This is a genomic window from Bacteroides sp. AM16-13, from assembly GCF_003602705.1.
In the GTDB taxonomy this organism is placed as follows: Bacteria; Bacteroidota; Bacteroidia; order Bacteroidales; family Bacteroidaceae; genus Bacteroides; species Bacteroides xylanisolvens.
The window spans coordinates 83,199-96,690 of the sequence record NZ_QTLK01000019.1 but is presented as its reverse complement, the minus strand read 5'-3'; the positions used below and the strand labels follow the sequence as shown (position 1 = coordinate 96,690).

The 13,492-nt window shown below is 44.9% G+C and carries 7 protein-coding genes; 1 reads left to right on the top strand and 6 read right to left on the bottom strand.

Going from position 1 to position 13,492, the window contains the following annotated elements:
- The first annotated feature begins 1 nt into the window (after position 1).
- The gene (locus DW173_RS15850) at positions 2-865 is read left to right on the top strand and encodes an endonuclease/exonuclease/phosphatase family protein (RefSeq protein WP_117809039.1); all 864 of its coding nucleotides are present in this window, start codon (positions 2-4) and stop codon (positions 863-865) included.
- A gap of 236 nt (positions 866-1,101) precedes the next feature.
- Here DW173_RS15850 and DW173_RS15845 read toward each other — a convergent pair whose 3' ends face one another.
- The 6 genes from DW173_RS15845 to DW173_RS15820 all read right to left on the bottom strand — a co-directional run bounded on the left by DW173_RS15845 (position 1,102) and on the right by DW173_RS15820 (position 13,354).
- Entirely contained in the window at positions 1,102-3,606 is a 2,505-nt protein-coding gene (locus tag DW173_RS15845; RefSeq protein ID WP_120144758.1) for a glycoside hydrolase family 31 protein, read from the bottom strand.
- 36 nt (positions 3,607-3,642) lie between these two features.
- On the bottom strand, positions 3,643-5,421 hold the full coding sequence (locus tag DW173_RS15840) for a glycoside hydrolase family 66 protein (protein WP_120144745.1): 1,779 nt from the start codon (positions 5,419-5,421) through the stop codon (positions 3,643-3,645).
- Between the two features lie 14 nt (positions 5,422-5,435).
- Entirely contained in the window at positions 5,436-6,950 is a 1,515-nt protein-coding gene (locus tag DW173_RS15835) for a SusF/SusE family outer membrane protein (RefSeq protein WP_120144757.1), read from the bottom strand.
- Positions 6,951-6,986: 36 nt separating this feature from the next.
- The gene (locus DW173_RS15830) at positions 6,987-8,450 is read right to left on the bottom strand and encodes a RagB/SusD family nutrient uptake outer membrane protein (protein ID WP_369904718.1); all 1,464 of its coding nucleotides are present in this window, start codon (positions 8,448-8,450) and stop codon (positions 6,987-6,989) included.
- Between the two features lie 42 nt (positions 8,451-8,492).
- A complete protein-coding gene (locus tag DW173_RS15825; protein WP_120144756.1) occupies positions 8,493-11,492 on the bottom strand; it encodes a SusC/RagA family TonB-linked outer membrane protein in 3,000 nt (999 codons plus the stop codon).
- Between the two features lie 212 nt (positions 11,493-11,704).
- Positions 11,705-13,354 (bottom strand): DUF6377 domain-containing protein, encoded by a 1,650-nt coding sequence (locus DW173_RS15820; RefSeq protein ID WP_087318733.1) that lies wholly within the window; start codon positions 13,352-13,354, stop codon positions 11,705-11,707.
- Positions 13,355-13,492 lie beyond the last annotated feature (138 nt).

The following is a 13,492-nucleotide window of genomic DNA, read 5'->3' as shown; positions in this document are numbered from 1 at the left end:
AATGAGAAAACTTTTTATTGTATTGACGCTCTTCGGTGCGTCAATACTGAATGCACAGCAACTGAATGTAGCCTCCTACAACGTACGAAACAGTAACCCGAACGATGCCAAAGCCGGAAATGGATGGGAGCAACGCTACCCAATACTTACACAGTTAATCACTTTCCATGATTTCGATATTTTTGGAGCGCAGGAAGTAAAGCATAATCAACTGGAGGATATGCTCAATGCTCTACCTACATACAGTTACATAGGTGTAGGACGGGATGACGGCAAGACGAAAGGGGAATATGCACCTATTTTCTATCGGAAAGATAAGTTCAAACTACTCAAGTCCGGCAACTTCTGGTTGTCGGAAGACACTACAAAGCCCAATAAAGGATGGGATGCTGCTTATACCCGCATCTGCACATGGGGAGAATTCAAAGACAAAACCGGTAAGTTCAAATTCTGGTTCTTTAATCTGCACATGGATCATATCGGAGTGGTAGCCCGTCGAGAAAGTGCCAAACTGGTTATTAGCAAAATTAAGGAAATGTGTGGCAAAGATCCCGTTATACTAACAGGTGATTTCAATGTAGACCAAACTAGCGAAAGTTATCAGGTTCTTCATGAATCCGGAATATTATCAGATTCTTACGAGGTAGCTCAAATGAGATATGCAACTAATGGGACATGTACAGGCTGGAATCCGAACACATATACTCCAAACCGTATTGACCATATCTTCGTAACCCCCAATTTTACTGTAGAGAAATACGGTGTATTAACGGATACTTATCGTACCAAGAATGAAACTACTGGAAAGTATGAATCTCATATTCCTTCGGATCATTTCCCGGTAAAAGCGGTTCTGAAATTTTAGAAAAAACACTAATTAGAAAAAATCGTGAATGGTAGAGATTGTTTTTACCTCCGCCATTCACGATACTTCCCTAAAGTTTAAGGTTGTACTTCATAGTTTGTTGTATATATATCCAGCGTGGTAGGCATATATATTCACCATGGTGGGCATATATACCCAAGATGCTGGATATATATGCCCAATAAACAGGGAATACATGACTAGGGCTGTACTTCCCTCTATTTTGTCTCTGTCTACTATTTGGAGATAATCATAACCTGCTCATCAATACCCTTATCAGGCATTCGCACACTACAGACACCAGTTTCTTTATCCCAACTCCACGCCACAGTTTCAGTATCATTCTCTAAATTATCTTCCAAACGTTCCGGTTTAGTTTTCTTTATCTTCTTTCCTTTGACAGCTAACTCTTTCGGGGCTTTCGCAGAATAAATACGGAACAGCAGATTTCTCGGACCGGGGACAGTGTATCCTTTTCCTTCACGGGCAGAGACAGTCAATTCATATCCATTTGCCAGAGTGCTGCAAATAATCGGTGTTTTGACAAATTCATCACGTTGGTATCCTAAGTCTTCTCCTTCATCTTCGTAGAGAGTAAAGGCAGCCTGTGCACCTTCCTGTGCGGGAAAGATTTCAAAAGTAAGTGGATATACCGGTTTCTCATGGGTGTAGTTCATCACCGGCATGGTGGGGATGATAGAACCTTGCTTCACAAACATAGGAACAGAAGACAAGGGAGCATCAACCGTAGTCCACTGCTCTCCGGTGTAGACTGTCTGCTTGTTGTTGTAGTCTATCCATGTACCTTCGGGAAGATACACGTTCTTTGTGCGGGCACCTTTCTTCACCACAGGAGCTACCAGTAATTCACGACCGAACAGGAATTGGGCATCCGTAGAAAATGTTTCCATATCCATTGGATATTCAAGAAACAGAGGTCGCATGATAGGCAATCCTGTATCATACGCTTCGCGGGCGTAAGTGTAGATATACGGTAACAAACGATATTTCAGTTCGATAGCCGCTTTCGCGTTCTTTTCCGCTTCCGGTCCGAAAAGCCACGGTTCCACCGGGTTATCTCCCTCATGGTGGATACGACTCAAAGGATTGAATGCACCAAATTGAATCCAACGGGTATAGAGTTCCGCCATAGCCGGATAATCCTCAATATCTCCACAGTAACCGGTGATATCACAGGAAGAAAATGGGATTAATCCCAATCCGGCGGAAAGCATTACAGGAATCTGATTGGCTAATTGTCCCCAACCTTGCAGTACGTCGTCTCCGTTTCCGCTATCACCCGTCCAGCCAAACGTATAACGTTGCAATCCGGCATAAGCAGCACGAGTCATTTGGAAAACACGACGGTCCGGATTCCTCTTTTCAAATTGCTCCTTCACCACTTTATCCCAGGTCAGGCCATAGACGTTATGGATTTCATCGTGCATACCGAGATGGTGCTTCATCACCAGGCGTTCCGTCTGCTCCTCGTTACTCCAGGCAGGTTCGCCCATGTCTGTCCAGAAGCCGGAGACACCATCGTCAATAGGTTTCTGCTGATAAGTTCCCCACCAGTCGGCTACGGCAGGCAGGGTGAAGTCCACCACTCCGCAGTTCCCACCCCACGGCCAGGGCATATCGTAGCTTTTGCCGTTCGTATTGTCCTTTACAAAATAGCCTAAGCGGTCAGCTTCTTCCCATTGTTTTTTATTGGCTTGTGCAATTACCGGGTCTTGAGATACGACTACCTTAAAACCCATCTCTTTCAAATCCGAAAGCATCTTTTTGGGGTTTTCATAGTTTCCTTTGCGCCATTCGAAATCCTGCAAATATTCTGTCCAGCCGATATCCTGATAGATAATATCACAAGGGATTCCCCGTTTCCGGTAGCCTTCGGCTATCTCACGACTTAGCTTTTCACTTGTCAACAGACCGCGGCATTGAGCAAAACCCAACGCCCATTTCGGCGGCATGATAGGTTTTCCGGTCAGTCCGACATATTGGCTGATGATTTCTTTATAGTCTTTACCGAAGATAAAGTAATATACCATTTCCCCGTTCGGCGCTTCAAAACTGTAATAATCACGGCTTTCCGTTCCGAATTTGAATTCTGTCTTATAGGTGTTATCAAGAAAAATACCATACCGATAATTGCTCATAAAGAAAGGAATACTCTTGTAAAGAGGATCTTCTACCACACTATAACAAGGTTTGTCACTATTCCACATCTTATAAGACTCGCCACGACGATCGATCTTTCCCGCTTTCTCACCAAGTCCGAAGAAGTGCTCGTCACGACGAAGCACTTTATATTCCACCTTCTTCGTTCCTTCACTGACATGGCCTTTATCGGCATAATCGCTAAACAGGAGTTTCTGATATTTATCGAATATCTGAAGACTCATCGGAGATTTATTCACCCGGATACGCAACTTCGGAGTAAATATCTCGTAACAGGCCGCCTGTTCATCAACATGGATAGTTCCTACCTCTTCCAGTTCTTCATTAATCACTGCAAACGAAGCATTTCTTCGTTGCAATTGCCCGTCGGGTGAGAACCAGATTTTCACGACGGAAGAGCTGCAAAGTTGCAATTGCAAGGCGGCACTGTCCGCCAGGTGAAAAGTCACCTGACGTCCCTGCTGTGTAAAAGAAGTGCATGTACGTGTCGTATTTTCCGCCCAAACCCATGTTGGAAATACCAGGCACAACATCCATACCCATAATCTATATCTAATCATCATACCTATCATTTTAGTTATTCTGTAGCAGCCGCTTTATTCAGCCACAATCATCGTCCAATATTTCAAGGAAGGCAATGTGAAAGAGACAACTCCATTCTCCTGTGTAAAGGCCAATTCCTGCAAAGCTCCTCCGTGTACATCCGGCGACGCTACCCACAGCTTATTCACCTTTGCCGACAGATTCATTTGCAAAGCCGCTTTTGTAATCAAAGCCGGTTCCGGCATCGTACCGTCCACATCTCTCCAGCTAAGACTGTTCGCTTGCGAGAAATTAAGAAGATGTATCACTTGCTTGCCACCTACCTGCTTGGCATAAGTAGTAACTGATCCCTGTTGAGGAGGCCAACTATTCAATCTCATTTCGCCATTGGTACAATTCATGGAAACACTATTTTCCGTACCACCGTCACGAAGCAGATTCTGATAAGAAGTCAGGAAATCATAATAACGAACCATCGCTGTTTTCAGTTCTTCGCTCATTGTCAGGTTCTCATTCGGAAAGTACTCTTTGCACAACATGTGATCGCCTCCCAACTCAAGGTGCGAACCACCCAAAGCAAACATGACAGCATCCGTCAGCAGAATACCCGGCGTATTAAATTCTCCCCGGTTATCCGCTTTATTATAATTCATATAAGCTGCAAAAACCGTATTCAACTGATAATTGCCATAGACTCCATTTTCATAAAGAATGGCTTTCAGATTGGTAAAATCAGCCTCATCCGCCCACACTTCATTATAGAAGAAATCAACTTTACCTGTCTCCCCTATCTGACGGGCACCGTAACGGCTGACCGCATTCATCACCAAACTCTTGTCCGGATGAGCCTGCTTCGTCGCTTCAATAAAAGAAGCATATCCCTCACGCAGATTGACCGGAATACCATTGTAATTGTAAAGCGTGCTGCGTCGTCCCAACTGGTCTATCTGATAGCCGTCGAAGGCAAAGTTCACATATACATCATCATTCCTCTCGTTCAAATATTTCTGCCATTCCTTATTAGAAGGATCTACCAGATAAATATTACTTTTCCATCCGCCCGGCAGATCATGACTATCTTTAGTAGTGTGAGAAGCATCCTTAAACAAATACCATTCCTCCTTCACCCCGTCCGTAGCGGCATCCTTCAACGCCCCGAAACAAAGATTGTAAAACATAGACTTCATACCGAAACGATGCTGCGCTTCAATGTAATTTTTCACCGAACTTGTATAAACCTCCCGGTTAGCGATGTCCATATATACTTCGTCCAACTGTGTGCGTGTACCGCCCAACGGCCAGTGATGCTTATTATGCCAGTCCTGAAACTGTACCCAATTGATGTGATGACGATTCAGATACGCCATCTCTTCCTGTGTCTTTTCAGCCGTCTTCTCCCGACTGAAATCAGCGACAAAACCATAACGCGGAAAACGTGCCGGATCACTGGATACATCTACCGCAATCGTACCGACAATCACATCTGTACCATTCTCCTGACGGTACAGTTCCGCCATATATCCTTTGAAATCAGTAGTAGGCGGTTGCCATGTCCAACTGGTACCATTTACCGACTCTTCTCCGACAACCTCCCCTAAAAGACGATAACGAACTTTAGTTCCGGCAGGCAACGCGTCATCTGCTGTAAATACCACTTTCTCCCCCGGTTTATAGAAAGCCTTATCCGTAGACAGGTCCACACTTAAATCCGATGTTACCGGAGTCACTTCGGTGACACTGCCCGAAGCTCCTCCATTCTCCTGGTTCGACCCATGATCGTCACTGCAAGCCATACACAGGAAAGCAGCCACCAAATATATTATTTTCTTCATCTTGAATTCTTGTTTTATTGTTTCACAATCGAAATCGTCTCTTTCAACTGGTCAATCGTAATCCGATAAGAACCGGCTTCCTGAATATTCCACTTATTATCCAAACTACCCAAATCTGCATCCGGATACATACTGCTCAACTCCGCATCCGACTTGGTAACGAACAATGCCGTCTCTACTTCCCCCGTCGGAGCCTTGTTGCTCTTATCCGCCATAAACCAATCCCCGTTCCAGTCTGACTGCTTATCGCAGGATATCTTCATCTCACCTGTTTTCAGTGTGCCGCTCCAGGTAAAGATGTAAGGACTGTCGGCACTCTTCGTCATCGGAGTAGCATTGCCTAAATCCCATCCGTTTGGAGTTGCCTCACCCACCAGATACAATCCTTCGTAAGGAGTGAACGGACGCATCAGCATCTTTTCTTTTCCTTTGCCTGTATAGAACCATACTTTATAAGGTTTGCCACATTCGGCTTCCTTCATCTGCCATTTATTATCGTCACCTCCAAGCACTACGGATGTCGAAGTGTACGGAGCATTAGCCACGGTAGGATGGAAGAAAGCATCCGCCTGACCGAAGTCTGCCACGGAAGCGAATTTAAATTCTCCGTCCGCCTTCCAGGGAATCACAGCTCCATAATGGAACAGGTTCATCTGAACAGCATCTTTAGACAGTGCTTCAAATCCCCAACCATTGTTACCCGTAAACGAACCGACAATGAAAAATTCTTCATATCTCCAGCCAATATCTTCTGTTTCGGTAAGTGTCAACGTCAAGTCGAGCAGGTTTGCTTTTACGATATAAGTTGCTTCTTTACTGATTGTGAACTGTTCGTCCGGTTGGTCACCCGATGTACGATAGGTCAGTTTGAGTCCTTCTTCGGCAGTAGCATCACGGTTGTACGACGGCAGGAATTCTCCTAAGGTCGTTATAAACTTAAACGATCCGGTATTCAGCTTTCCTGTCCATGTAAATTGTCCGTTATCCGTGCGCTCCATTGCCGTTGCGTTATCGGCACTCCATCCGCTCGGAGCAGCATCACCAATCAGGTAAAGCGTGGTAGTAACCGGCTGGTAGGTAGTCACTGTAAAGGCAGTCATCGCAATCTGCTTCTGATCTTCCATTCCGGCAACAACCGCTGTGATACGTGCTTCCAGCTCTGCCTTCACGTCATAACCGATACCGAACTGCGTATGCAGAAATTGGTTAAGTTCTTCCACTTTCTTAGTCCATTGATACGTTCCCGTACCCAAATCCACCGAATAAGCATTCGCAAAGTCCGTTCCGGCTTTCGCCAGTTCAAGCGTATAAGAGATACGGTTACCGCTTCCATAATTCGTTCCGGTAGTCCATGAAAGCGCCAGCGCCTCCTGACTATGGTTCTTTTCGTTCAACACCAACTCCTGCTGATTCACCGAAAGGGTGAGGGTATCATGTCCTTTATCTGTCTCCATATAATCCTCGGTACAGGCAACCATCGTTGCGCCGATGAAAAGAGAGCATAACAACTGATATATATATTTCTTCATCATATTATTTGTCTAAATGAATGATTATAAAACGGATTAATAACCGGGATTTTGAGTCATCAGGTGATTGGAGTCCATCTCCGTCTGCGGAATAGGCAACAGGAGACGTTCTTTGGTCACATTATTCTTACCGATAGATTTCAGGAATGTCAATGCATAATTTCCATTATCAACCCGGATCATATCGAACCAGCGGTGTCCCTCAAAAGCAAGTTCCATCCGACGTTCGTGAATAATCTTTTCTCTCATTTCGGTCTGCGTCAGAGTGGTCGGCAGCTCTGTCAGTCCGGCACGCTTACGAACGATATTCAATGGTTCGGCAGCCTGATCCGGATGTCCCTGCTCATTCAAAGCTTCCGCTTTCTTCAGTAAGACATCCGCATAACGGTATACTACAAAGTTGTTGGGGTTGGTATTATACTCCGAAGAGACGTCTTTCGACACAAGGAACTTACGTACGTTATAACCCGTATTGGACCAGGAACGTTTGTATTCCATACCATCAAAAGCAGGACAACCCTGATACAACACAGTGATGTCTTTCCGCAAATCACCATCCTCGTATTGCTTGATAAACTCTTCCGTAGGCAGATTCCATCCATAAGCACCGGCTACCATACCCGAATTACGAGGACCCATGAAAGTAGACAGCCAGGATGCTTGATTATCGCCGCCCCAAAAATCATATTCCGTACTACCGGAGTATTGCACTTCGAAGAGAGATTCTGCACCATTATTGATCGTCGCATTAAAGTTATCGGCATAATTGCATTGAGTCAGATCATATCCCATTGCAGCAATGTTATTGCACAAGGTCACTACTTCACTATAATAGTCGCGATGGTTGGGAGCCAATGTCAGGTAAATATCCGCCAGCATCGCCATTGCAGCCTCTTTGCAGGCACGTCCCCTGTCAGCATCTCCATAACTGCTTTTCGGAGGAAGCATATTCACTGCATTTTTGCAGTCGGAAAGAATTTGAGCATATACCTCATCTACCGTATTACGGGCAATATCCGCAGATTCTCCCGGTTCAAACGGTTCCAAGCGCAAAGGCACCCCTCCGTACAAACGAACCAGAATATAATAATAATGTGCACGCAGGAAATAAGCCTCACCCATGCAACGGGTCTTTATCTCATCGGAGATAGATGCTGAAGGCAGATTGGAAAGCACGATGTTGCAACGTCCGATCCCAACCCACGGAGAACGCCATACATACAAAGCAAAGCCGTTGTCGCTCTGGGCTATGAAATTGGAAGCCTGAACAGTCTCCAAACCGTCAGTACCTCCTCCGGCTCCTACTTCACTGTTACCTGCGATGATGTCGAGGCTCCAGATACGTTGGTTATACATATTAGATGACTGAAGAGTCTTGTAGCAGGCAGTAGTCAGTGCCACAGCAATCTCATTCGTCACTTCCGATTCGGGATCGACGCCATATTTGGGATATTTATCCAAGAAATCGTTGCACGATGTCAATGCCAGCACGGCAGACATAAATACCAAAGTTATTATCTTTTTCATATTCTTTCTCCTGATTTAAAAGTTAAAGTTCAAGCCCATACTGAAAGTACGTGAAATCGGGTAACGGCTGCTGTCGATGCCATTAATATCCACTTCCGGGTCGAAGCCGGAATATCCGGTGATAGTTGCCACATTCTCGCAAGAGAAAGAGATGCGGGCATTTTCCAGTTGAATCTTTTGCATCCACTTTTTAGGCAGTGTATACGAAAGCGTGATGTTCTTCAGACGGAGATAGGAACCGTTTTCCACAAACCTGTCGGATACACGGCAGTTCTGGTTCGGGTCTCCCCAAATGGCGCGGGGCATAGAGTTGCTGGTACCTTCACCCGTCCAGCGGTTCAATACGGCTGTGGTTTGGTTGTAAGCGGCTGCCATTCCTTCGTTGTCAACATTGTTGGCGTTATAAATCTTGTTTCCCGATACGCCTTGCAGGAAAACGGAGAGTTCCCATCCCTTATAAGAGAAATTATTGCTTAAAGAGAAGAACCAGTTCGGATTCGGGTTACCGATAACGGTACGGTCTTCATCGTTGATGACTCCATCGTTATTCAAATCCCTGAAACGGATATCCCCCGGAGCTGCTCCCGGTTGGGTGGCGTGGCGGTTTACTTCCTCCCAGTTTTGGAAAAGTCCGTCGGTCACGTATCCGTAGAATACATTGATCGGATAACCGGCTCTAAGCATAGTCACGTATGAGTTACCCATCTGATTGATAAACATCGGAGTTTCGCTGTTCAGGTCCAGAATTTCATTCTTGTTATAGGTAGCCGTTAAAGCAGATTCCCAAGAGAAAAGACCTTTCAGGTTGATGGTGCGCAGGGTCATTTCCACTCCTTTGTTACGCATTTTGCCGGCATTGGTAAAGGTTTCAGTAGTATCTTCAAAACCGGAGGTGATAGGGATGGAAGCTTTCACCAACATGTCTGCCGTCTTTTTGATGTAGGCATCCAGCGAAAGGTTGACACGTGAATTGAACAGGCTCATATCCACACCGAAGTTGGTTTGGCGTACCTCTTCCCAATGAATATTCGGATTGGAAAGGGTGGTAGATACCAAAGCGGTGGAGTTGTTGTTGCCGAAAGGATAAACTCCCGTATTATAGGAAGCCACAAAGCCGTAGTTACCGATTTCCTGATTACCGGTCACACCGTATCCGATACGCAATTTGAGGTCATTCACCGGAGAATTGTCTTTCGGAAACCATTCTTCCTGCGAAATACGCCATGCCAGAGAAACGGAAGGGAATGTTCCCCAACGGTTGTTCTTACCGAAGCGGGAGGAACCGTCACGGCGCACAGTGGCTGTAAGCAGGTATTTATCTTCGTAAGAATAGTTGAGACGTGCCATCAGAGAAAGCAGTGCCCAGTCGCTCTGGCTGCCACCGATACTGTACATCTTCTCGCCGTTGTCCATTTCATGGATATTATCAAACATGAAGATATTCTTTTGAGCATTCAGGTAATCATAGTTGTTCCACTGGGCGGAAGAACCTGCCATCACACCTACACGATGTTTTTGGGCGAAAGTATGGTCGAATACAAAATAATTATCCCACAGGTAGGTAAATGATTTGTTGTCACTCTTATAGCGGGAAGATTCTTCTACCGGATTCGGTTTCCAGTCGTAAGCCGGAGTAAAGTTGTCGACAAACCAGAATTTGGCATCATAACCAAAGGTACTTTTCAACTTCAACCATTTGGTAAAGGCAATCTCTCCGGTGATGTTTGCCAGAAAGTTATATCCTTTCGTCTCGTTCGTCATCATATACAGCGTACCGATCGGGTTGCGGATACTTCCATACCATTGCGCTTCCTGTCCGGGACCGCTCCAGCTACCGTCTTCATTCTTCACCGGCTGGGTGGGGAGTGCTTTCATCGCATCTCCGATGCTATAGCTTCCTCCTTCTTTCACGTCCGTACTGAATGTCAGGTTAGTAGTGAACTTCAACCATTTATTGACCTGAGCATCACTATTTGCCTGAAAGTTGAAACGACGGTAATTAACGCTTTCTACGATACCGGACTGATCGAGGAAACCGCCGGATACATAGTAATGTGCCTTTTCCGTACCACCGGAATAGCTAACCGAATAGCTTTGTTTCACTCCCGTACGTAACATCTCATCCAGCCAGTTCGTTCCTGTTCCCAATAAAGAAGGGTCTGCCCAATAAGGGTTTGTATTATCATCATTATTAGACAGCATATCATTGCTCAAGGCGGCATATTGCGCAGCATTCAGCATATCGGGCACTTTAGTAGCGTTCTGAATAGCCCAGTTTGCGTTTACCGTTACTTTTCCGGCACCTTCGGCACCACGTTTGCTGGTAATCATCACCACACCGTTGGCACCACGCGAACCATAGATAGCTGTTGCCGAAGCATCTTTCAATACGTCTACCCGTTCCACATCAGCCATATTCAAGGAAGACAATCCCAAGTCGGTAGGAATTCCGTCAATGACAATCAGCGGGTTACTGTTATTGATCGTACCCAAACCGCGGATTTTAATGGTGACATTATCACCCGGCTTACCGGCATCGATAATCTGCACGCCGGATACTTTTCCCTGCATTGCCTGACCGATATTAGCTACCGGAGAGTCTTTGATGTCCTTCACTCCGACAGAAGATACGGCACCAGTCAAATCGCTCTTTTTCATTGTTCCGTAACCTACTACAACAACTTCGTCCAATACTTCCGTATCTTCCTGCAAGGTTACTTTCAACGAGTTTTTCCCGTTCACCGGAACAGTCTGCGTTTTATAGCCGACAAAAGAGATAGTCAGCGTGCTGTTAGCCGGAACGCTTAATGAGAAATTACCGTCTACATCGGTTATCGTACCATTCGTTGTACGTCCTTCCACCACACTGGCACCGATCACCGGTTCACCTGTGGCATCTACTACATGTCCTTTTATTGAAATCTGTTGTGCGAATGCACTAAGAGATAGGAACAAGCCCCACATTATTAATAAGAGGCGGCGTTCAAGGCCTTTCGACTTCATACTCTGTTTCATGTACATTAATTTAAAGTTAATATTAGGGTTACTTTTGTTTTCGTTCTCTGTGTCATTGCTGAAATGACCGTGAAACAAAAGTATCCACATTTCATACTGCTTCTTTGAGCAGATAGCAAAAATATAGTGATTTACACAGTATCTCACAGCATAAACCACTAAATATAAGAACGTTATAAAATAGAAGTCAGACTAAAAAAGTAGTGGTTTTCTTATTCTTCCACCTTCCCTATTTGCATTACTTTAGTCTCAAATTCATCTCTTTCTCCCAAAGCTTTGTTACGGACACGGGTCCGGTAATTATAAATGGTAGTCACGGAATAACGGAGGAATTGCGCTATCTTGGTACTGTCCGTAATCCCCAGCCGGATAAGGGCAAAGATACGGAGTTCGGTGTTCAACAGTTCTCCCGGTTTGGGTTGCATGGGTTCGGTAAGCAGCGCATTAAATTCCTCCACAAAATTGGGGAAGAGTTGCAGGAAAGTCATGTCGAAGTTTGCATAAAACTCTTTCAGTTCTTCGTCAAGGAATTGAGAAGATTTAATGGCTTTATATAGTTCTTCCACTCTTCCGGCAGCGGCAATTTTATTCAGGGAACGACGGTATAAATCCATCTTGTCGAGATAAGTGGAGCATTGGTCCATATATCGGCCGATATATTCCTCCTTGATATAGTTGGCTTCCGAAAGCGTATGGTTCATCTCTTTCAGTTGCGAGTTGGAGTCGTGAAGTTCTTCGTTCAGTTCTTGCAACAACGTATTGGTATCGACCACTTCGCGACGTGCGGCAGCAACCTTTTTCATCTGCTTGTAAACGAAGAAAATGGCAACCAACAAAAATACGGAAAGCAAACTGATACAAATCAATGAGACTTTCATCTCCTGCTGCTGCCGTTTGGTTTTCAATTGGTAGGCCTGGTCAATGATAGGAAAGACTTGCGAGATTTCTAACGTACGAAGGCGGGCATTACAAAGAGTGGCATCCTCTAAGGAGCATTTCAGGTAATTGTAGGCACGGTCAATATCCCCTTCATCGTAGACAAGGGAAGCGAGTTTGCGCAAAGATACATATTCCTTTACTGCCGATTTCAGGTCGGCAATAGCCGAAAGGGCCAGGTAATGTTTTTGCCCCTGCTTGTCGCCTTTCAACCGGTAACCCTCGGAGAGAGTATAAGTAAGCATTGCTTTTGAATGGTCATCCAAAGAAGGTTTGTTGTAATATTCCATCAGCATACGGATGGCTTCATCGTATTGAGCATGTACGATACACTTATCCGCCATCACCAATACGTGCCCCAAAGAGTCGGAAGCGTTGACCTGCAGAAGAGAGTCACGATACAGATCCGTCATTCGATAATACTCTTTCTTGACTTTCTCCGTAACGGCATAATCTCCCATCAATCCGTAAATAGTGCGATACAGATGATAATAGTAACCATAGAGATAATCGGGCAACGTTTTCTTATTAATCTGCCCCAATAGTTCCAACGCTTCTTTATACATTCCGGTAGTTCCCATCACTTCCGCCATATTCATGGCAGCATCATCCAGGTAATCCAGTTTATCCATGCGATGCGCCAGTTCCTCTTTCCGTTGAGCATAGACAAAAGACGAATCCAGATTATAAGCCCGGTATTCATCGAAAAGACGTCCGCAAAAACCATATCGTTGTTCATCGGAAGTAGCCTCCGCCAACAATTTCTTCAGGTCAGCGATACGCGCCTCCTTTTCCGCTCCATAGGTCTGACGGTTTTTAATGATACCATCAATCTCACGAAGTAACGCATCGGTACTCTTATTATCTTTTGCATAAAGCAGACCGGAAAGGACGATTGTCACAAAAATCAGAATCACTTTTTTCATAGTGCCGTATGTATTATGATTGCAAAGATAAAAGTCTTTCAGAAACTTCCGGCTTTCAGGAGAAAATTATTGCAGGCAGAAAAACAATGTTTATTAAAAAGAGGAGGTAAATCGGATTTATTATAAACATAATTATTA

Excerpts from the sequence above, each read along its gene's own strand:
- DW173_RS15825 (WP_120144756.1), bottom strand. The coding sequence starts at position 11,492 with ATGAAACAGAGTATGAAGTCGAAAGGCCTTGAACGCCGCCTCTTATTA.
- DW173_RS15830 (WP_369904718.1), bottom strand. The coding sequence starts at position 8,450 with ATGTCTGCCGTGCTGGCATTGACATCGTGCAACGATTTCTTGGATAAA.
- DW173_RS15840 (WP_120144745.1), bottom strand. The coding sequence starts at position 5,421 with ATGAAGAAAATAATATATTTGGTGGCTGCTTTCCTGTGTATGGCTTGC.
- DW173_RS15850 (WP_117809039.1), top strand. The coding sequence starts at position 2 with ATGAGAAAACTTTTTATTGTATTGACGCTCTTCGGTGCGTCAATACTG.
- DW173_RS15835 (WP_120144757.1), bottom strand. The coding sequence starts at position 6,950 with ATGAAGAAATATATATATCAGTTGTTATGCTCTCTTTTCATCGGCGCA.
- DW173_RS15820 (WP_087318733.1), bottom strand. The coding sequence starts at position 13,354 with ATGAAAAAAGTGATTCTGATTTTTGTGACAATCGTCCTTTCCGGTCTG.
- DW173_RS15845 (WP_120144758.1), bottom strand. The coding sequence starts at position 3,606 with ATGATTAGATATAGATTATGGGTATGGATGTTGTGCCTGGTATTTCCA.